Below are 18,490 nucleotides of genomic sequence, written 5' to 3'. Positions count from 1 at the left end.
CTGTTGCTTTTTTGGGGTCTTCGTCCCCCCCCCGCGCCGGCCCCCCCCCCCCCCCCCCCCCCCGACTCTACAAAGAGCAAGCCGAGCATCGGCTCGGCTCTACAACATCCTGCCGAACGGGTTACAACGCGTCCGCGTCCAGCTCACCGGTACGAATACGCACCACGCTGCCCAGGTCGTACACGAACACCTTGCCGTCGCCAATCTTGCCGGTGCCAGCCGCCTTCACGATCGCCTCAACCACGGCCTCAACCTGGTCATCGGTCACCGCCACTTCCAGCTTCACCTTCGGCAGGAAATCGACCACATACTCCGCGCCGCGGTACAGCTCGGTATGACCCTTCTGGCGACCAAAGCCCTTCACTTCCGTCACCGTGATCCCGGTGACCCCACGCTCGGCCAGCGCTTCGCGCACGTCGTCGAGCTTGAACGGCTTGATCACCGCCATGACCATCTTCATCGTCTATCTCCTGTCTTCCGGCGTGGAGGATAGCGCCTGAACGCGGCCCGTGCGAAGCCGCCGCCGCCTGTCCGGGCGATGGGTGCCGGCAGTATCCTTGTGCCCGAATGGCCTGCCCGCGCCGGATGCACGGGCCCACCCCCACGGAGCACCCCATGATCGACCTGAACCACATCGATGACCTCGCCCGTCGCCTCAGCGACCTGGTGCCGCCGGGCCTGCGCGAATCGCGCGAGGAACTGCAGGCCACCTTCAAGAGCGCACTGCAGGCCGGCCTGGCCAAGCTCGACCTGGTCACCCGCGAGGAGTTCGAAGTGCAGCGCGCCGTGCTGCTGAAGACCCGCGAAAAGCTGGACGCGCTGGAAACGGCCGTGCGCGAACTGGAAGGGCGCGGCGCCGCAGAATGAAAAAAGGAGGCGCACCGCGCCTCCCACTACAGAGTATTTCCCGGATGGGGGCTTGCAGCAAGGCCCACCGGGCGCCCTAGACTCGCCGGCCTGTCGATCCGGCAGGACACGCAGGGGCAGTGCCGATGGCGCAGGACACCGAATGGACACCCGTTTCGCATGACACCTGCGACCAGGTCGTCGGGCCGTTCTATCACGGCACCCGCGCTGATCTGGCGGCGGGCGAGTTGCTGAGTGCGGGCTACCGCTCCAACTATCGCGACAGTGTGGTGATGAACCACATCTACTTCACCACGATTGCCAAGGGCGCCGGGCTGGCTGCGGAGATGGCCCAGGGTGAGGGGCGGCCGCGCGTGTATGTGGTGGAGCCGACCGGGCCGTTCGAGGACGACCCGAACGTGACCAACAAGAAGTTTCCCGGGAATCCGACGCGGTCGTATCGGAGTGCGCAGCCGTTGCGGGTTATTGGGGAGATTGTGGAGTGGGAAGCCTACGACGCGGAGTTCGTTCGGCAGTTGAAGGCGTTTGTTGCTTCAGGGAGTGGGGAGATCATCAATTGATGGAGGAAGACGCCGCCGGGGCACGTCGGCGTCTTCCTATCAACACGCTCGTGTGGCCCTTATCCGCGAATCGTGCCACACGGCATCTCATCCTCCAGTCGTCTCATCGCGGCGACCGCACCGGTATCACCTCAATCCGCAGGCTGTCCCTGGTCAGGCCAACCGATTCCGGATGAATCACCACTCCGCCCGGCTTCCCGTGTCGAACCCGCCGATTCCTTCTGCCGAGGAATCCGAAGATGCCAGCACCACCATCAGCACCTAGCTGGAGCGCATCATCGACCCAATGACGAACGCCGCAGTCAGGCCCGCCCAGGACAGTACCGCCACGACAATCAGCAACACCTTCCGATGCATCGCCTGCGCCTCGTGCCGATAGGGCGCCTTGCGGTCGTACGGCCTGATCAGCCCGAACAGCTCGCCAGGGACGGTCAGCGCTCCCAGCAGCAACAGGGCAAGCATGCAGAACCCGAACAGCGTTCCAACGTCGCCCACCCGGGCGGCGTCGGTTGCGGTATGGGAATGACCGGCAAGGGCTTCGAAGAACGTCCCGACCCAGCCGGCCAACAGCCCGGCCAGGATCCCGACGAACCCCAGATGACTGAAAAGATGCACCCAGAAGCGGGCTGGAAGCTTCATCGCGTGAGGTCCTTCATCCAGTCAGAAGTAGTGGGCCGTCCACCAATTGAACACATCAACCCGCATGTGTGCCCATCAGTGCTCGAGGTGCGTCTTCAGCTCGTTGGAATCCCTTCGCAGCAGGTACAGCGCCACCAGGAATGGCCACAGCGAGTTGATCGACGAGAACAGCCGCTGTGTCAGCCCCCTGAAGCCCTCCGGATCCGCTCCCACCACGTTCAACCAGAGATAGACGATTCCCGCGATGCTCACCATTGCGGTCACGGCGTACGCCCTTCGGTTTGCAGACCACGCGCTCAATTCGATATGCGACATCGCCGGTGCAATGATGTTTGCGATACCGATGGTGTAGAAGCCGTGCATCGGATGGCCCATGGGCCAGAGCCCGTTGGTCAGCATGGAGATGCCAAATACCAACCAGCAGATCGCGCCTACGGCAATCCGGCGGCCGGACTCCCGCCATACCCCGATGGAGAACGCCACGAAGCCCACGCCGGAGCCGATGGCGGCAACCCTGCCGCAAACGCTTGCGATCGTTGGCGCCTGCAGCAGCTCGCTGGCGTGCTGTGCAAGTGGGTTGTAGCCCGGCGCGAACACGGCGGCAACGCTGGTCCAGAACAGGAACCACGGAAGCGGGACCAGACCCGCAGACAGAAGAAGTCGATTGCGGCGTAACACGTGCCGTGATCCTTGTCTTGGCCTGCGCCAGTGGGTGGAATCCGTTCAAACGCCGCAGAGCCTTCCTGCTCCGGGCAGGACAGTTCCGGGTGACTACAGCAGTAGTCAGATTCTGCGTGACGCCCTGCGGGGTCAATAGGCAGAAAGTCACTCATGCATGGAGGCGAAGTACGCGGCACTCATCAGCAGCCCTCGCACCGGTTCCTTCGCAATGGCGATCACACATTGCCGTCGGCCCGATGTTGTCGCATTTGCCGTGCCTTGCGTCTCTGGCGGAAGGTTCTGACGACTCCGTTCCAGAAGTGCCGTTCCGCCTAGCACGCCAAGGCTCTCGCCGCTTCCGGTGCTATGCGACAATGCCAAAAGCGTCTCGGGTTTTGGCGGCATTGACCCCTACCCGTTGGCATTCCGAACAACAGCAGGTAATCGTTACTGCGCCACCGTGCATCGGTGGTCGGGACTCGAAAGCCCGTTTTGTTGGGAAGTAGTTTGCGCTTGCCAGCCGGCACCACCGCGCGTGGTGCCGGCTGGCAATCCGTCTGCCGGCTATGGCGGGCGGGGCGTGGGGGTCTTGTACCCGCCGGTTCCCAACATCCGGTTTTCGAGCCACGCTCTGCCCGCCACCTTTATCGGTGGCGGCTTCCGCCTGCTTGCACGGAGCCCGCCATGACCACGCCGCACTCCCCGCCCCCGCGTCCCATCCAGGAAGCGCGCTCGAACGCTCCAGCCCCGGACCCGAACAGCCTCATCGCCATCCTGCACGCCATCGGCGCGGGCGCTGCGGCCGATGGCCAGCCCTGGCCCGAGCGGCACCATCTACGCAGCCGGCAAATGGCGTTGTCCGACGCCGACTGCGCGCTCACCGGCCAACGCATCGTGCAGGAGATCCTGCTGGCGGCCGAGCGCACGCGCCAGAACGGTGAGCCCGAGCAGTACGTGGGCGACCGGGTGATGGAGGGGCTGGTGATGGCCGATCTGGCGCTGACCGCCTACATCCACGAGCGAATGCGACCCAAGGACTGAGCGCGCTTATTGCGCGGAGTTTTCTGCCTGTGTGCGGGGTGACGAATGAAGATGCACGGCCTTGCCGCTGCAGCGGTGTGCATCGCGGTGATCGGCGCGATGTGGGTGGAGTGGCCCGAGCCAGCGGGCGACCAGGTGTGGGCCTACCAGAAGCTGCAGCCGGCCGATTGCCGCCAGCTGCGCAGTGATGCGCTCGGCTTCGTTACCGCGAAGGCATACGAGGGCTTTGAACTGCACGCGCGCCATGCCGGAGCGACGTCCTTCGAGATCCGGTGCAAGGGCGTGCTGGTGATGGACGTGGAGAATGCGCCCTCGCGCGTGCTGATCCGGATGTCCGCAGATGCACTTACGCGGGCGCCGGATATCGAACGCCTGCGTCTCAGTTTCGAGCGATGGTGGGACTACCACCAGAGCCAGGTCGGGTTGCTGGTGGAGAGTGCAGGAACCTCGTGGATCGAAGCGCTGTTTCGACGCTTCAATGAGTACGTGCCTGATGAGCAGCGTTGTTTGTTGAGGACCGCGGGCCGCCCTTGGTCGTAATCCCTCTAGCCGCTTCGCCAGCGACTCACAACGTCAGCCCGCGGAGTGCCCGTCGCGCCATCGAGCGTTCTCTGTCTACCCTCCGCAGATCATCAAATTGGGCTCCGTCGCATTAAACGAATTGCGACGCCGTCATCGATCAGATTCGCTTCCGGCCAGAGGCTGACCTCTCCGGGTACTCGACGAACCCGGCACCACACGTAGCAATCCTACCGCCCTGTGATCCTGGCCTGATGCTCGAGCATCAGGGGCAGCGCCGACATCATGAGCGGTCCGTACTAACGGAAACGGAGCCGTCCTCCCTCAGCCGGACGCTTACATAAACATCTGGCGGAGGTATCTGATTGATCGAAACCCCCGCGGGAAGGATCTCCCAACTAGTGACCGAGCCGCAGACTGTTTTATGAGTCAACCTGCGACTATCCAACGCCCGTCTGGAAAGCTCGGCAACAACCACTTCTGGTGGTTGGCGATCAAAGCCCTTGTCGGCAGTGCAGGTCTTTCCACTCTGACCCATGGGATACGTTGAACTCTCCACCTCGTCCCTGCACCCCAGCAGACCCAGGATGAGCGAGAGGAGGGTTAGTATCCGAATGCATCGCATTGCCGGTTACTCCTTTCTTCCACTGCCCTGTTACACGCCTTGTCTATCGCAACTCCTCCGAGTCGCCATCGCGTAGCCGTAAGGAGCGGTGCTTTGGCGCGAGCACTGGCCGGATGACAGACCCGTCCGGGTCAGGCGCTGCGCAGGATCGCCACCGGGGCTTCTTTGGCTGCTCGTCGGGCCGGAACAAATGCTGCGGCCTGGCCCAACAGAAGCACGGTCAGTACGCCAATGGCGAGAAATGGCGTCTCGATCCTGGCCACCTCGTAGTACCGGGCCACGGCCATGTTCAGGCCGATGGCCAGTACGGTGCCGACAACAGACCCGGTGGCGGTGAGAATCAGGTTCTCCACCAGGAAGTACCGGAGGATGTCGGATTTCCGGGCACCCAATGCGCGCCGGATACCGATCTGACGATACCGCTTGCGAACCCAGAAGCTGGCCAGTCCGTACACGCCCGTAGCCGTTACCACCAACAGCGCCAACCCGGAGCTCAGGAACATTATCGCCATGGTCTGATCGTGGCGGAAGTAGTCGGCGCGCAGTTCCCGGAACGAGGTGCTGCGGGCGATGGTGCGGTTTGCGTCGCGCTGCGACAAGGCCGCCTCACTGGACGCAATCACATCCGCCACCCGCCCATCCGCGGCACGGATGGCGAACATCACGCGAGGCCCGTCCGGAATCAGCGGCAGGATGAGTGACATGTCATTGTCTGCATCGGTCTTCAGAACAGGCCGGGAAAGCGACTTGACGATGCCGACCACCTGGATGGGATGCTGCGCATCGGCATACAGGAACTTGCCGACTGCGCCGCCTTCCGGAAACAGCTCGTCTGCCAGTGCCTGCGAGACAACGGCCTCGCTTGCCTTGTAGAGCCCGGCATAGTCGGCGCTGGCCTCCATCGGCACGAACGCTCCCGCAGACAGGTCACGGCCGGCAACAAGGGTCAGGCCCAACACCTGGACTGCTGGCGAAGATGCCGTGTAGACAGTCGGCTCTGCCTCGACGATACCGGAGATGTCATTGCCTTCAAGCACCTTGTTGGTGAATCCCACCGACCAGCTGCGCTGGGAAAGGGGAAGCGACTCTGCTGCGACTACCTGTTCGACGCCTGGCTGTTGCCGGATGGCCTCCAGGTCGGTCCTGATCGAGGCTGCAGGGTTGGCTGCTGCAGGCCCCAGGTACTCGGTCTCGATGACGCCCAGGTTCGCCTCTTCCAGGCCCGTCTTGTAGGTGAGGGTTCCCAGCCGCTCGGACAGCAGAAACGCAAGGTTCGTCACGCACGCGGTGGCAACCAGCACCTGCACCAGAAGAATGGACGCGATGACGCGGTTGCGGGTGAGCGCGCGGACGACAAGGGGAACTTCTGCAATGCTCATTCTGACGCCTTGATCTGCATGGCCAGACGGCCCGAGGTAGCGCGCAGCGCAGGGAAGAACGCAGCGATCACGCTGGAGACACACGCCAGGCCCATGGTGAGAGCGGCCATGCTGAGATCCATGTTGGCCAGCGAGGCGTAGTCTTCCGGCTGCGTCCGCACAAGGTAGAGGCCGGCCTCTGCAACGATCAACCCTACCGCACCGCCCAAGCCGCCGATGATCAGTGCTTCAGTGCAGAGCTGATAGATGACGTCCTGCCGACGCGCACCCAGCGCCCGACGGACCGATATTTCATGGGACCGGCGGATGAAGCGGGCGAAGATCAAGGCACTCATGTTCAGCAGGCAAACGATCAGAAACCCCAGGCACAGCGCCAACTGCAGCTTCACCTCGTTGGGGATGATGCGATGCTCGACCAGGAAGTCCTTCAGGGACACCATCCGCGGTGCAGTTGTCCTGTCAAACCTTCCCGCCTGGTGCTGTGCACGTGCGTAGTTGCCCAGGAAGCGCTCGTACTGCTCGACACTGGCCGCGTCAGGCAACTCCGCCCAGAACTGGATCCACGACGTGCGAGCGTCCTGCAGGCGATTGGGGGATTTGTCACCACTCCATGAAAAGACGCTGTTGGACACCGTCATCTGCATCTCTGCCGCGACACCTAACGGTATGAAGAAGTCTTCGCGCCCCTTGAACACGTCCTGCTGAAGGTCCGTATAGAACCGTGGGCGCGGGCTCCACGGACCGGCAACACCCACCACCGTGAATGCCTGGCCACCCAGCCGAACAGTCGTACCCACCAGGCCTTCACCGCCCAAATGAGCAGCCAGATCCTGACCCAGCACGACAACCCGGGCGCGGGCAGCATCATCTTCACGCGTCCAGGCCCTGCCCTGCACCACTGGGATGCCGAACATGGCAAACGCATCCGCAGTGACATACTGCCCTTGCGTGAAGAATGGAATCTGCACGCTGCGCTGCGCATCCACCAATAGACGAGCAGATGCCAGCGCGGCCTGATGGGAGGCCGGGGCCTGCCGCAGCAGGTTCTGGGCATCTACCCAGGAAAGGGCCACCCGCGGGTCCATGCCAGGCCTGACGTCGTAGGAGGTGGGGAGTGCGTCGATGAAGGGGTGATAGAGATGCTCGCTTCGCCCCGGCAGTGGATCCCACGTCATTGTCCGCACGACGGTCAACATCGTCATGCTCGCGCCAATGCCCAACCCCAGCGCCAGGATCAGCGCGGCGCTCATTCCCTTGGTTTCCAGAAGCCTTGTGCGGGCCAGCGCAAAGTAATGGCCTAACATATACGTCTCTCTAATGCAGGAATGTGGCCGCAGTCGGAATCACGTCCACCGGTTCAATCGAGATCCACGCCGTGCTGTTCTGCGCCCTGTCGCGGGCTTCCAGCAGATGCATCAGGCGGAAGCGCGAGCGCTGGACGATCCGAAGGATCGCTTCGATGCCCTTCTCGCTGCGATCCTTGATGAACGCCCTGGGTATCTTGTTCTGATTCAGGGCGTCCACAACGGCTTCCAGGGTCAGGTAACCAAGCCGCTGGGTAGAGGCACTGTCGATGAAGTTCGAGGCGCTTTCCGCCATGCGCGGCAGAAACGCCGCTAGCAAGGCCTGGATGCTGTCCTGGGAGTGATTGAAGTCGGAGAAGACCATGTCTATTCCGCCGTCAAAGGCGGGGGCCCGGGCAATATCGGCAAAGCCGATTTCCTGCCAGTTGGAGACAACGTGATTCTCGACCCCGGCCCACTGGAATACGTGCTTCAGGAAAGCGGGATAGTCCTGCGCCTTTTCCCGCAGCAGATCGGCAAACGGCCCCTGCAGGCCCTCCACAAACCTGATGCCTGGCTCGCTGGAGAAGTGCGAGCCATTGTCGTAGGTGTGAATGACACCGCCACCGTTCTCCCGCAGCGCACCGGCCATCCAGGCCGCAGTGACGCCAAACCCGGTACCCAGTTCAACCACGATGCGTGGGCGCATCCGCTTGACCAAGCTGTACAGCAGTATGCACAGATCCTCGCTTCCGTAAACCCAGCCCATGGACTCGCGCAGCGAGCTCAGCTTTTCAAGCAGCATTCACACCTCCGGCGTTGCCGGCAAGCAACCACGCATCCAACGCATCCTGCACAGCCGCATCGGCCGCGACGGAACGAAGGTAAGGCGAGAATGCATGGAAGGCTACCGCCTCATCCGTCACGTACAGGAGCATCTCTCCCGCTTCGGATCGGAAGGCGTGTGCGGCCGCTCGCGTTAGTTGCTCGCACACACCACCATCGACCTCAACGCTTTCACGGGGAAAGTGGATTCCGTTGTAGTCCCGCCCAAGGAACCACGCAACCACGGGGACGCCCTTCGGCCTGGAAACGTGGAACTGGTGTCTGCGGCGCTCTTCATCATCAAGCTGCCGTTCCTGCCGCCAGTCAAAAAGTGACCATACCGACTTCTGCATGGGGTCTTCGATGCGGGACAGGTCTGGTTCTTCGTAGCCAAAACTGTAGGCGAAGTCAGGCGTGTTCGCGCCTGGAAGAGCGCGTTCGAGTTCAAACCACTGCACGTTCAATGGAGCCAGGCACCGGGACACACCGCGCGTGCCCGTGTCGTGACAGAGGCTCACCCCCAGCGCCAGAAGCGGCTGCAGGCGGATATGGAACCAGCGGGCGTCCACTCCGCGCTCGGCCAGAAATTGTTCGATCTGCGTTCCTGCCAGTGAGAAGACCCGATTCACCACATTGGCTCCGCGGAACAGACGCTCGAGATGCGCACCTGGGCTCAAGCGGAGTACTTCGGGCCAGGGTTGGCCCTCCATTACCGGGATCAGTTCATCAATGTGCATGGCAGGGACACCTGTAGCCATGGCCCGCAGGGCGACAGGGTCAAGGTGATCCGCATGGATGACGACCGTTCTGCTCATTGCTGCCACTCCCCATAGCGATACTGCCGCTTCATTTCGGCCTGCATTCGATCGATCATCTGCCCAACCTCACTATTGATGGCGTCCTTGGTCATCAACCGACCACTGAGATCCTGCTCGATCAGGAAGCCGGCAGCGCAGACGGCCAGCCTGCGTTGGACGTGGCGCTTGGCGGTTTCACCCAAGTCCGGCGAGACTTCAAGATGACGTTTCAGCAAGCGGTGGCACACGTAGTAGACGAAGACAGCGTGGATGTAGGAGGAGTTGGGAATGGGATTCCCGGACCAGGGAGATACGACACGATGCTGGTAGTCATTGGCAACGAAGAACCCGTTGGCCAGCTCCCATGCGGCCAGATAGTTGTGGGTGCTTTCATGCATGATGCTCTCCATGCATGCCTCAACCAGAAGTTCAGGGTTATGCGTGTTCAGCAGTCGAATGGAACCCGGCTGCCTCGGCACATGCTCCGAGCCGTAGCGGCCGGCTTCATCGGAGGTGACGTCTGCCGACTTGCGTACGGTGATCCGCCGGACGAAGTTGCGGATGAGAAGGCCGTACATGGGTTCTGCACTATCGATCGCCGCCAGTGCGTCTGACAGCTTTCGCGAGACATGCTCGCGCTCCGCATCGGTCAGCGGCAGGCACGGTTGGCTCAGCACTCCAGAGCGTGGCTCATGATGCCGCGCCGGTGGGCTCTCAAGATCCAACGCGATACAGTCACCCAGCTTCGGCAACTGCCGAAGGGTCCACACGCCCGTGGCATCCTTCTCCGCAACGCAGTCTCCAACCGGACTGTAGAGCTGCCACTGCCGCGCCTCCCTCAGGTACCTGCCTGTCCGTCCCTGTGCCAGTTCGGCGATCGACTTCTCCCGAGCGATGATGTCGTGCAGCGCGCCAAGCGCGCGGGCCTGTTCCTCCGCCCTCTCCTGCTCGTCGGCTCCCGCCTCCAGCCTACCCTTCCGTGCGGACTCCAGGCACAGATACTGCTCACAGAACTCGGAACTGAGCAGTACGCGGGCTTGGTGATCGGCACCGATTGACTGGTACATCTGGTGCATGACACGAGCCATGGCCCCGTACTGCTGGTCGGCAAGCACTTCCTGAAGTCGCGCTCTCATCCTGCGGAGTCTTGACCAGAGGATGCCCTCGACGACCGACTCCATGCTTTCTGTTGCATCTGCGATTTCCATCAGGCAGATCGGGTTTTTTACATCTGGCGGTTGGGCCTGGGCCATCGAACTCATTCTCCTACTCCATGTGGTGATCGCCGTCCTCGCCACTTGCTTCTGGCAGCTCTTATCCACCCTTCAAATCCACTTTGAGGCCGAAGACAAGAAGCCACCTCCGGCCTCCATAGGCTCTGCATGACAGTGATTCACGTGCAAGGGGCGGAGAGATCCCCGCCCCTCTCTCTTCAGACGTCGAATCGGGAATCCGCGGCAATGCGCGAAGCAAATGCCATCTGCTTGCTCGCCGTGTCATGATGGTGATGGGATCCGAATGAATCGGAGTGATGGTGCCCATCTGCGAGAAGCGCGGATTTTTCGTCTCTGAACTCACTGATGCTCAGAGACTGCATATCCGCCTGGATGGACGTCGACGCCGCAATGTCATTGGCGAAATCTCCGTTCGATGCAGCAGCAGAAGCCGAACCTGCTGCCGCGACACCCACAATGATCAGCGTGAGGGACGAGAGAGTCTTTACAGCAGTGCGTTGGGTCATTTTTCTTTACTCCATGTAATGGTGGGCATTTGATCTTCTGAGCTGCGAACGTGATCAGCGTTGTGGCTCAACTTGATTCAACGGCGCGCCGGCATCCAGCTGCAACCTCGCTGCTGTGCCGCGCACAGCTTCCGCCGCGCGCGGGCGGTTGCGCTCCAGCTTTCACTACGTGCAGAGGGCAACCATCACCAGTCGAGTGCTTGAATTTGCGCTTGCGTGCTGGCCCCGAAAGGACGTCACTGTCGCTAACGTCTTGGCCAAAGATAGGGAGGACGCGGCGTTCATCCCGTATCGCCACGTGTCAGAAGCAGCGTCCTCAGCGCATTCAAGAAGATATTCGTGCGAGAACCGACATATGTAGAACTGCTACAGAATTGACGATCTGTATTGGCGCTCACACACTTCCCCGCACGCCCTGTGCAAGGGAGCATAGGAAGGGGAGTATTCATGGAGTTCCGCACTGATTCACTGTCCGCCCGGATCCGCGTTGCGGGTATCAGCAACGGGTTATCTCAAACCGATCTCGCCAAAGCCCTGAACGTAAACCGGGCGACGGTGGGCCACTGGGAACGCGAACTAGGCTTCGTGCCGTCTATCGACCATCTGCATGCGTTGAGCAGGGTCACGTGCGTGAGCGTATCTTGGCTGATTACGGGGAACACCATCGCCGATGGTGGGAAGCCTGAAGGTATGCGCCTGCAGATGGAAGCCCACATGTTGACGGCATCGCGCAACCTTCCGATCTCCCTCCTCGACAACATTGTTGAGTTGATGAGGTCTGCCGAACGACATATATGACGTCGTCCCGACGACTGAACCACACGTAGTGGCTTGCCGGACAAATCCTATATACACCGCCGGAGTACTCCGATGGTGATCGGCGCACCGCCGCCGCACCATCAAGCGCCCGTCTGCAGGAAACCACACATGAGCCTGGCGCTGGTCCACAGCCGTGCCCGCGCTGGGGTCGATGCCCCACTGGTGCGGGTGGAGGTGCATCTCTCTGGCGGCCTGCCTGTCACGCAGATCGTGGGCTTGGCCGAGACCAGCGTGCGCGAATCTCGCGAGCGCGTGCGTGCTGCCCTGCTCTGCGCGCGCTTCGACTTCCCGCAGCGGCGCATCACCTTGAACCTCGCGCCTGCCGACCTACCCAAGGAAGGTGGGCGTTACGACCTGGCCATCGCACTGGGCATTCTGGCGGCCAGCGGCCAGGTCGATCCGCAGTCGCTGCTGCAGTACGAATTCCTGGGCGAGTTGGGCCTGACCGGTGAACTGCGGCCGGTGGCTGGCGCGCTGCCGGCGGCGATTGCGGCGGCTGACGCCGGGCGCATCCTGGTGGTGCCGCCGGGCAATGCCGCAGAAGCTGCTCTGGCCGAGCACGCCGATGTGCGGGTGGCCCGTACCCTGCTGGAATGCTGCGCGGGGCTTGGCAATCCGCGCCTGCTGCCACCCGTGGAGCGCGTGGACACGACGCCCCTGCCACTGCCTGATTTGGCCGACGTGCGCGGGCAGGCGCATGCGCGGCGTGCATTGGAGGTCGCCGCTGCGGGTGGGCACCATCTATTGCTGATCGGTAGCCCTGGCTGCGGCAAGACACTACTGGCCTCGCGCCTGCCCAGTCTGTTGCCGGATACCGAAGAGACTGAGGCGCTGCAGCTGGCCGCGATTGCATCGGTGAGTGGCGAAGGGTTGGACCCACGGCGTTGGCGGCAGCGGCCCTTTCGAGCGCCGCATCATAGTGCGAGTGCAGCGGCGCTGGTGGGTGGCGGCAACCCACCCTGCCCCGGTGAGATCTCGCTGGCCCATCACGGTGTCCTTTTCCTCGATGAGCTTCCAGAGTGGAACCGAAGCGCGTTGGAAACCCTGCGCGAGCCGCTGGAATCCGGCCACATCCGCATCGCCCGCGCGGCGCGCAGCGTGCAGTATCCCGCGCGGTTCCAACTGGTGGCAGCGATGAACCCTTGCCCGTGTGGCTGGGCCGGTGACCGCAGCAACCGCTGCCTGTGCAGCGATGAGCGCATCAACCGCTACCGTGCGCGCGTCTCCGGCCCGCTGCTGGACCGCATCGACCTGCATATCGGCGTGACGCGCATGGATGCGGTGGAGCTGCGGGAGAGTACGCCGCTGGGTGAGCCCAGTGCTGCGGTACGTGCACGGGTGGAAGCCGCGCATGCCCGGCAGCAGGCGCGTGGCGGGCTCAATGCCCATCTGCCACCGGCGGCGCTGCGTGCCTGTACGAAACTGAGCGAGGCCGATCAGGATCTGTTGGAGCAGGCGATTGAGCGCCTGCAGCTTTCTGCGCGGGCGATGCACCGGATTCTGCGGGTGGCGCGCACGATTGCGGATCTGGCGGGTTGCGAGGTGATCCAGACGGCGCATCTGGCTGAAGCGATTGGCTATCGGCAGTTGGATCGGGGAAAGCCCTAGGAGCACCGTTCGGAGTGGTCGTTGGTTGAGTCGACTGTTGGTCGACTCACGCGCGAAGCGCGGCCTTCTGTGAAGTAGATGCAAAGAGCGGTCGACTGACAGTCGCCCCCACCAAGGGCAGGCATCACGCCGCGGAATCCACCCGCCCACGCTTCGCCAGCAACGCCACCCGACGGCTGACCAGCGCGTGCAGCTCCGCCAGCTCCGACGCCCGGTCAGCCGTCATGTTCCCGCCGAACAACACCCGCGACAACGCCGCCTCGTCGCTGTCGTGCGGGTGCTGCCACCGGTCCCGGTACACCTTCTGGCACACCAGCCAGGCCAGCCGCAGCCCCCCACCGGGCAACGGGCGGACCACACGCTCGTAGACGTGCCAGAACTGGTACTCGGCCTGCAGGTCGATCACAGGCGCCACGGACAGCGCCTGCCGGGGCCGTCCATGACTCCGTATGCCGAACAACGGTGATCGCGGGTTGTACTGAGCCATGTAGACAGGATGACCCAGCAACATTGTGGGAACCTTGCGTCGCCGCCAGAAAATCCCTGTTGATTGCGCAAGGCGGGTTTGTGGGCGGATCTGGGCACCTGCCTGGGGACCGCCAGGTGCATCCACGCATGGCGTGGATCTACTTAGAAGGCCATCGAGGTGCTGAACATTAGCTGCCGGGGGGCGCTGCGCTGCAGGGTCTGGTAATCCCCCGAGAACGACGAGCCGGCGATGGTGGCGGTGCCGATGTTGTGGCGGTTGAACAGGTTGCTCACGTCCAGCCGCAGCTCCAGGCCGGGCACGGCGCTGTCCGCACCGAAGCGGTAGGCGGCATAGGTGTTGACCTGCCAGAAGGTCGGCACGCGGATGTCGTTCTCGTAGGTGAAGGGCTGGCGCAGGTAGGAGGTGCTGGTGGCACCGAAGCGCCAGTCACCGAAGTGGGCGGACAGGTCGCTGACCAGCGAGATCTGCGGGTAGCCCGGCTGGGCGTTGCCCTTGATCGGGTACACCGTGTCGCCCACTACGAAATCGCTGTCGTAGTACGAACGGGCCACGGCCACGCCCTGGTAGAACTGCAGGTGGTCGGTCAGGTCGGCGGTGATGCCGAGGTCGGCGCCGATCACGTGCATCTTCGGCATCAACCGCACGGTGTTGATCTGCGCGAACTGGGTACCGATGGCGGCCGACAGCAGGCGGTTGCGGATGTCGTTGTAGAACACGTCGCCGGTGATCGTCAGCCGGTCGAAGCGATGCGATGCGCCCACGGTCAGGTTCCAGTTCTTCTCCGGGCGCAGCGTGCCGGCCACGCGGTCGAACTCTTCCTGGTCGGTGATGGTCCACGCCGAGGCGGTGTAGCCGATGTTGCCGCGCTGGGCCACGCGGTAGCCGTTCATGGTGTTGGCCAGGTCGATGAAGGCATCGGTGGATTCGGTCGGGCTCCAGAGCAGCGAGACATGCGGCAGGAAGTTGCTCTTCGCGCGCAGCGTGCCGTTCACCGGCCGGTCCTTGGCATCGCCGAGGCCGCCGCCGCTGGTGCGGAAGTCCACGGCCTTGAAGCCGACACCCAGCTTCAGCGTGTCGTTCAACACGATGTCGTCCTGCAGGTAGAACTGGCGCGAGCGGGTCACCCAGCTCGATGCGTTGTCGGTCTTGAACGCGGGGCCGTACACATCGAACGGGCCGGTGGCCTTCAGCGGTGGGCCCTCGCCCAGCAGTGGCTGCTGGTACCACTCGGTCTTGGCCGCGGCCTTGCTCTTCTCCTGCCAGAAGCCGGCGGTGAAGGTGTGCGCGCCGGTCTCGAACTGCAGGTTGAGCATGCCGCCCAGCCGATTCACGCGCGGGGTCTGCACCTGTTCGGAGAACGGCGCGCCGTTGGGCGACGGTACGGTCGGGTCGGTCAGCGTGGCCTGGGTGTGGCTGTTGGCGTTGTACAGCTGCACTTTGCCGCTCAGCGCCGGGGTGATCTGGAAACGGTGGTTGATCGAGGACACGCGATCGCGGGTGATCTGGCCGGTGTCGTACGGGATCAGTTCGGACAGCTCGCCGCAGGTGTAGGCACCGCAGGATTTGTCCGCATTCTCCGGCGAGGCCACGTACCAGGCCCACGCATAATCGGGATAGAAGATGTCGGCCTTCCAGCCCAGCTTGCGGATCATGTCGAAGGAGATGTTGTTGTAGCCCCAGACCTTGGCCTTGCTGTCGGACAGGAACACGGTGAAGTCGCCCCAGGCGACATCCTGCTGCAGCTTCAGGTCGCCGCGCAGGAAGTTCTGGGTGCCCTCGCCCTGGTACTTGTCGGCGGACACGCGCTGCAGGTCGACCAGCACCTTCGGGCCGTGCTCACCGAGTTGGCCGCTCTGCCCGGACACGGTGGTGACCAGCGTGTTGTTGCTGCCCACGCCCTGTTTCACGCGCAGGCTGGGCGTGTCCTGCAGCTCGCGCAGGCGGTATTCCAGGCTGCCGCCGTTGACGCTGCTGGAGAACACGCTGACCGGTGCGCCACCGGGGCTGACCGTGATCGCGCCGATGCCATCGGGCACGCCCACGTTCACCACGCTGGTGCCGGTGAGCGAGAGGAAGCCGTTGTCGTTCAGTGGCACGCCTTCGAAGGTGATGCCCATTTCGTTCATGCGGAAGCCGCGCACGAACAGGCTGGTAGCGGAGATGTCCAGGCCCAGCCCGTCGGTGGCGGTGTAGCTGGCGCCGGGTACCTGCTTGAGCATGGCCAGGCCGTTGTTGCCGGTGACCATCGCATCGAGGTCTTCGGCCTTGATGATGTAGCGGTTGGGGCCGACCACCTGGGTGGGTGCAACGGCGGCGCCGCGCGGCGTGGCGATCACCTGCAACGCGTTCAAGGTGGTGGGCGTGTCATGTGCTGCGTCGTGCGATTCTGCGGCGTACGCAGGTGCGGTGATGGCCGTGATGATGGCCAGAGCGAGGCGCGTCGTGGGTGGGGTGTTCATGGGCAGATCCAGGGTGCAGGGAGAGAGCGGCGCAGGCGCACGCCCAGCGCGTTGCAGCACCGGTGTCGGCGCCCTGGCTGGCGATGCGATTGCGTTGAGGGAGTGACGGCGCGGTGCGCGCCGGTCAGCAGACGAAGGCGATCATCTGCCGTGGGATTCGATGGGGTGATTTCGACGTGCGAAATTCTTGCATCGCAGTGCCGCATTCGCCATTGCGCGGTGGTACAGCGCGGATGGCGATGGGGATGGGTGGGTTATACGTGGGTATAGCCTGGGTCGGCGCATACGGTGCGCGTGTGCCAACCAAGGTTGGCACCTACCAGGGCCCACGAGACATGGTAGAGGCCGACCTTGGTCGGCGCATACGGTGTGCGTGCGCCAACCAAGGTTGGCACCTACCAGGGCATAGGGGCGCGCGGTTACTGCAGGACGAAACGCTCAATGGCGCGCGCCACGCCTTCGTCTGCATTGCTGGTGGTCTCGAACCGCGCCACCGCCTTCACCGCGTCGATGGCATTGCCCATCGCCACGCTGGTACCGGCGTACTGCAGCATGGTCAGGTCGTTCTCCTGGTCGCCGATGGCCATCACGTTGGCGCGGTCGATGCCGAGGTGCTCGGCCAGCTTCTGCAGGCTTGGGCCCTTGCCAGCGCGGTGGTCAAACACTTCCAGGAAGAACGGTGCGCTCTTCAGCACCGCGAAGCGCTCGGTCAGTTCGCTGGGCAGGCGCGCGATGGCGGCATCCAGCACGTCGGGCGCGTCGATCATCATCAGCTTGATGAACGACATGGACGGGTCCATGTCTTCCACGCGGCGATAGGACAGCGGCATCCGCGAGAGATGCGAGTCGGCCACGGTGTAGTAGCTGATGTCCTGGTTGGGCGTATACATGCGCCGGCTGTCCAGCGCCTGGAAGTGCACACCCAGGTCGCGGGCCACCTGCTCGCAGAACAGGAAGTCGTCGAAGCTGAGCGGATACTCGACCACGGTTTCGCGCGTGCCGATGCGCTGCACCAGGCCGCCGTTGCAGGCGATGCAGTAATCATCGTCGCCGGTGATGCCCAGCTCGTGCAGGAACGGCGCCAGGCCCGGAACCGGGCGGCCACTGGTCAGCACGATGTGCACGCCCAGCGCGCGCGCCTGCGCGATCGCCTGCTTGGCCCGCGCGGTGAGGGTGTGGCCGGGGTCCAGCAGGGTGCCATCCATGTCGATGGCGACCAGTTCGATGGTCGATTGCCTGCGGCCCATGTCCATTGCGTTCAACTCGTGCGGGGCACGCCAGTTTAACCCCTCATGCCCGGTTCACCTCTTTGCCCACGTTGGCCGGGATACTGCGGGAGCCTGTGCGTCCCCCACCGCAGGACGGCCCGCTGACCGCCCTTCCCTGGAGAACCTTGCGACGCATGACTTACCGTGCCCCCGAAACCAACGACAGCGCCCCTCTGGCCCAGCAGATCGAGCAGATGATCGACGAGCTGCCCGGCGACCAGGTGAGCGTCGGTACCCTGCTCAGCGCGCTGGGCGATGAAGGTCTGCTGCTGATCGTGATCCTGCTCTCGGCCATCTTCATCATTCCGGTGTCGATTCCCGGGCTGAGTACGGTGTTTGGTGCCTCGATCCTGCTGATCGGCCTGAGCCGCGTACGCAACCGGCCGCTGTGGGTGCCGCAGAAGCTGGCGCGCCGCGAGATCGCCACCGACAAGCTGAAGGCCAACCTGGGCCGTGCGCTGAAGTGGGTGCACCGCATGGAGCGCCTGTCGCGGCCGATGCGGCTGGCGGTGATGGTGCGCTCGAAGAAGATGATGCGCCTGAACAACCTGATGCTGGTGTTCGCGACCCTGCTGCTGATGGCGCCGGCCGGGCCGATTCCGTTCAGCAATACCTTGCCGGCGCTTGCGCTGATGTCGTTTGCGATTGGCTTCATCCAGCGCGATGGTGCGGCGGTGGCGGCTGGTTATGGTTTCGTGGTGGCTACGGTGGCGTATTTCGGCGTGCTGCTGGGTGGCGTGGGGTTTGCTGCCGAGTCGGTGTTCAGTGGATTCCGCGCGGCGCCTTCGGAAATGTAGAGCCGAGCCCAGGCTCGGCTGCTTATGGTCTTCTGTAGAGTCGGGGGGGGGGGGGGGGGGGGGGGGGGCCCCCCCGGGCGCGGGGGGGGGGGGGGCGCGCGGGGGGGCGCGAC

The 18,490-nt window shown here is 63.6% G+C and carries 19 protein-coding genes; 7 read left to right on the top strand and 12 right to left on the bottom strand.

The annotated features are described in order from the left end of the window. Window positions 1-121: 121 nt before the first annotated feature. The gene (locus tag V3B25_RS06750; protein ID WP_005411374.1) at window positions 122-460 is read right to left on the bottom strand and encodes a P-II family nitrogen regulator; all 339 of its coding nucleotides are present in this window, start codon (window positions 458-460) and stop codon (window positions 122-124) included. A 155-nt stretch (window positions 461-615) separates the two neighbouring features. On the opposite strand from V3B25_RS06750, the gene V3B25_RS06745 reads away from it, so the two are divergent. Next, window positions 616-867: an accessory factor UbiK family protein gene (locus tag V3B25_RS06745; RefSeq protein ID WP_049456468.1), complete on the top strand. Its 252-nt coding sequence runs from the start codon at window positions 616-618 to the stop codon at window positions 865-867. 125 nt (window positions 868-992) lie between these two features. Beyond that, window positions 993-1,427, top strand: coding sequence for an NAD(+)--rifampin ADP-ribosyltransferase (gene arr, locus V3B25_RS06740; protein WP_201117551.1), 435 nt, complete (start codon window positions 993-995; stop codon window positions 1,425-1,427). A 261-nt stretch (window positions 1,428-1,688) separates the two neighbouring features. On the opposite strand, the gene V3B25_RS06735 is transcribed toward arr, so the two are convergent. Together V3B25_RS06735 and V3B25_RS06730 are read right to left on the bottom strand one after the other, a co-directional pair. Continuing rightward, on the bottom strand, window positions 1,689-2,066 hold the full coding sequence (locus V3B25_RS06735) for a hypothetical protein (RefSeq protein ID WP_049421112.1): 378 nt from the start codon (window positions 2,064-2,066) through the stop codon (window positions 1,689-1,691). Between the two features lie 75 nt (window positions 2,067-2,141). Next, window positions 2,142-2,744 carry a DUF998 domain-containing protein gene (locus V3B25_RS06730; protein WP_049421113.1) on the bottom strand — a complete coding sequence of 201 codons (603 nt, stop codon included), beginning with the start codon at window positions 2,742-2,744 and terminating at the stop codon, window positions 2,142-2,144. Between the two features lie 666 nt (window positions 2,745-3,410). Between V3B25_RS06730 and V3B25_RS06725 the strand changes: the two genes are divergently transcribed. Beyond that, window positions 3,411-3,767 carry a hypothetical protein gene (locus V3B25_RS06725; protein ID WP_049421114.1) on the top strand — a complete coding sequence of 119 codons (357 nt, stop codon included), beginning with the start codon at window positions 3,411-3,413 and terminating at the stop codon, window positions 3,765-3,767. Between the two features lie 45 nt (window positions 3,768-3,812). Beyond that, the gene (locus tag V3B25_RS06720; RefSeq protein WP_049421115.1) at window positions 3,813-4,307 is read left to right on the top strand and encodes a hypothetical protein; all 495 of its coding nucleotides are present in this window, start codon (window positions 3,813-3,815) and stop codon (window positions 4,305-4,307) included. 735 nt (window positions 4,308-5,042) lie between these two features. On the opposite strand, the gene V3B25_RS06715 is transcribed toward V3B25_RS06720, so the two are convergent. From V3B25_RS06715 to V3B25_RS06690, 6 genes are all read right to left on the bottom strand, one after another. After that, a complete protein-coding gene (locus V3B25_RS06715; RefSeq protein ID WP_065428254.1) occupies window positions 5,043-6,290 on the bottom strand; it encodes an FtsX-like permease family protein in 1,248 nt (415 codons plus the stop codon). Continuing rightward, window positions 6,287-7,540: an ABC transporter permease gene (locus V3B25_RS06710; RefSeq protein WP_236494392.1), complete on the bottom strand. Its 1,254-nt coding sequence runs from the start codon at window positions 7,538-7,540 to the stop codon at window positions 6,287-6,289. The genes V3B25_RS06715 and V3B25_RS06710 overlap by 4 nt, the downstream gene beginning before the upstream one ends. Before the next feature lie 64 nt (window positions 7,541-7,604). After that, on the bottom strand, window positions 7,605-8,378 hold the full coding sequence (locus tag V3B25_RS06705; protein ID WP_329810355.1) for a class I SAM-dependent methyltransferase: 774 nt from the start codon (window positions 8,376-8,378) through the stop codon (window positions 7,605-7,607). Beyond that, window positions 8,368-9,213, bottom strand: coding sequence for a hypothetical protein (locus V3B25_RS06700; RefSeq protein WP_329810354.1), 846 nt, complete (start codon window positions 9,211-9,213; stop codon window positions 8,368-8,370). The genes V3B25_RS06705 and V3B25_RS06700 overlap by 11 nt, the downstream gene beginning before the upstream one ends. Continuing rightward, complete coding sequence (locus tag V3B25_RS06695) at window positions 9,210-10,457, bottom strand: hypothetical protein (RefSeq protein ID WP_152905172.1); 1,248 nt, start codon at window positions 10,455-10,457, stop codon at window positions 9,210-9,212. Before V3B25_RS06695 ends, V3B25_RS06700 begins: the two co-directional genes overlap by 4 nt. A gap of 170 nt (window positions 10,458-10,627) precedes the next feature. Then, on the bottom strand, window positions 10,628-10,936 hold the full coding sequence (locus V3B25_RS06690; RefSeq protein WP_049421118.1) for a hypothetical protein: 309 nt from the start codon (window positions 10,934-10,936) through the stop codon (window positions 10,628-10,630). 447 nt (window positions 10,937-11,383) lie between these two features. Between V3B25_RS06690 and V3B25_RS06685 the strand changes: the two genes are divergently transcribed. Both V3B25_RS06685 and V3B25_RS06680 read left to right on the top strand, forming a co-directional pair. Next, window positions 11,384-11,734 carry a helix-turn-helix transcriptional regulator gene (locus V3B25_RS06685; RefSeq protein WP_329810353.1) on the top strand — a complete coding sequence of 117 codons (351 nt, stop codon included), beginning with the start codon at window positions 11,384-11,386 and terminating at the stop codon, window positions 11,732-11,734. Between the two features lie 129 nt (window positions 11,735-11,863). After that, complete coding sequence (locus V3B25_RS06680; protein ID WP_329810352.1) at window positions 11,864-13,363, top strand: YifB family Mg chelatase-like AAA ATPase; 1,500 nt, start codon at window positions 11,864-11,866, stop codon at window positions 13,361-13,363. Window positions 13,364-13,487: 124 nt separating this feature from the next. Here V3B25_RS06680 and V3B25_RS06675 read toward each other — a convergent pair whose 3' ends face one another. The 3 genes from V3B25_RS06675 to yidA form a co-directional block, all read right to left on the bottom strand. Further along, window positions 13,488-13,874: a hypothetical protein gene (locus tag V3B25_RS06675; protein ID WP_107431815.1), complete on the bottom strand. Its 387-nt coding sequence runs from the start codon at window positions 13,872-13,874 to the stop codon at window positions 13,488-13,490. 119 nt (window positions 13,875-13,993) lie between these two features. Continuing rightward, a complete protein-coding gene (locus tag V3B25_RS06670; RefSeq protein WP_329810351.1) occupies window positions 13,994-16,312 on the bottom strand; it encodes a TonB-dependent receptor in 2,319 nt (772 codons plus the stop codon). 419 nt (window positions 16,313-16,731) lie between these two features. Further along, complete coding sequence (gene yidA, locus V3B25_RS06665; RefSeq protein ID WP_329810350.1) at window positions 16,732-17,565, bottom strand: sugar-phosphatase; 834 nt, start codon at window positions 17,563-17,565, stop codon at window positions 16,732-16,734. 149 nt (window positions 17,566-17,714) lie between these two features. Between yidA and V3B25_RS06660 the strand changes: the two genes are divergently transcribed. After that, entirely contained in the window at window positions 17,715-18,377 is a 663-nt protein-coding gene (locus V3B25_RS06660) for an exopolysaccharide biosynthesis protein (RefSeq protein WP_329810349.1), read from the top strand. The last annotated feature ends 113 nt before the right edge of the window (window positions 18,378-18,490 follow it).

Source organism: Stenotrophomonas sp. SMYL8 (assembly GCF_036320065.1).
In the GTDB taxonomy this organism is placed as follows: domain Bacteria; phylum Pseudomonadota; class Gammaproteobacteria; order Xanthomonadales; family Xanthomonadaceae; genus Stenotrophomonas; species Stenotrophomonas maltophilia_A.
The sequence above is the reverse complement of the archived record's forward strand: the minus strand, read 5'-3'. Positions and strand labels throughout refer to the sequence as shown.

Coding starts and splice junctions, on each gene's coding strand:
- V3B25_RS06695 (WP_152905172.1), bottom strand. CDS start 10,457: ATGAGTTCGATGGCCCAGGCCCAACCGCCAGATGTAAAAAACCCGATC.
- V3B25_RS06710 (WP_236494392.1), bottom strand. CDS start 7,540: ATGAGCGCCGCGCTGATCCTGGCGCTGGGGTTGGGCATTGGCGCGAGC.
- V3B25_RS06720 (WP_049421115.1), top strand. CDS start 3,813: ATGAAGATGCACGGCCTTGCCGCTGCAGCGGTGTGCATCGCGGTGATC.
- V3B25_RS06660 (WP_329810349.1), top strand. CDS start 17,715: ATGACTTACCGTGCCCCCGAAACCAACGACAGCGCCCCTCTGGCCCAG.
- V3B25_RS06675 (WP_107431815.1), bottom strand. CDS start 13,874: ATGTTGCTGGGTCATCCTGTCTACATGGCTCAGTACAACCCGCGATCA.
- V3B25_RS06750 (WP_005411374.1), bottom strand. CDS start 460: ATGAAGATGGTCATGGCGGTGATCAAGCCGTTCAAGCTCGACGACGTG.
- V3B25_RS06700 (WP_329810354.1), bottom strand. CDS start 9,213: ATGAGCAGAACGGTCGTCATCCATGCGGATCACCTTGACCCTGTCGCC.
- V3B25_RS06670 (WP_329810351.1), bottom strand. CDS start 16,312: ATGAACACCCCACCCACGACGCGCCTCGCTCTGGCCATCATCACGGCC.
- V3B25_RS06685 (WP_329810353.1), top strand. CDS start 11,384: ATGGAGTTCCGCACTGATTCACTGTCCGCCCGGATCCGCGTTGCGGGT.
- V3B25_RS06725 (WP_049421114.1), top strand. CDS start 3,411: ATGACCACGCCGCACTCCCCGCCCCCGCGTCCCATCCAGGAAGCGCGC.
- yidA (WP_329810350.1), bottom strand. CDS start 17,565: ATGGACATGGGCCGCAGGCAATCGACCATCGAACTGGTCGCCATCGAC.
- V3B25_RS06715 (WP_065428254.1), bottom strand. CDS start 6,290: ATGAGCATTGCAGAAGTTCCCCTTGTCGTCCGCGCGCTCACCCGCAAC.
- V3B25_RS06745 (WP_049456468.1), top strand. CDS start 616: ATGATCGACCTGAACCACATCGATGACCTCGCCCGTCGCCTCAGCGAC.
- V3B25_RS06705 (WP_329810355.1), bottom strand. CDS start 8,378: ATGCTGCTTGAAAAGCTGAGCTCGCTGCGCGAGTCCATGGGCTGGGTT.
- V3B25_RS06735 (WP_049421112.1), bottom strand. CDS start 2,066: ATGAAGCTTCCAGCCCGCTTCTGGGTGCATCTTTTCAGTCATCTGGGG.
- arr (WP_201117551.1), top strand. CDS start 993: ATGGCGCAGGACACCGAATGGACACCCGTTTCGCATGACACCTGCGAC.
- V3B25_RS06680 (WP_329810352.1), top strand. CDS start 11,864: ATGAGCCTGGCGCTGGTCCACAGCCGTGCCCGCGCTGGGGTCGATGCC.
- V3B25_RS06690 (WP_049421118.1), bottom strand. CDS start 10,936: ATGACCCAACGCACTGCTGTAAAGACTCTCTCGTCCCTCACGCTGATC.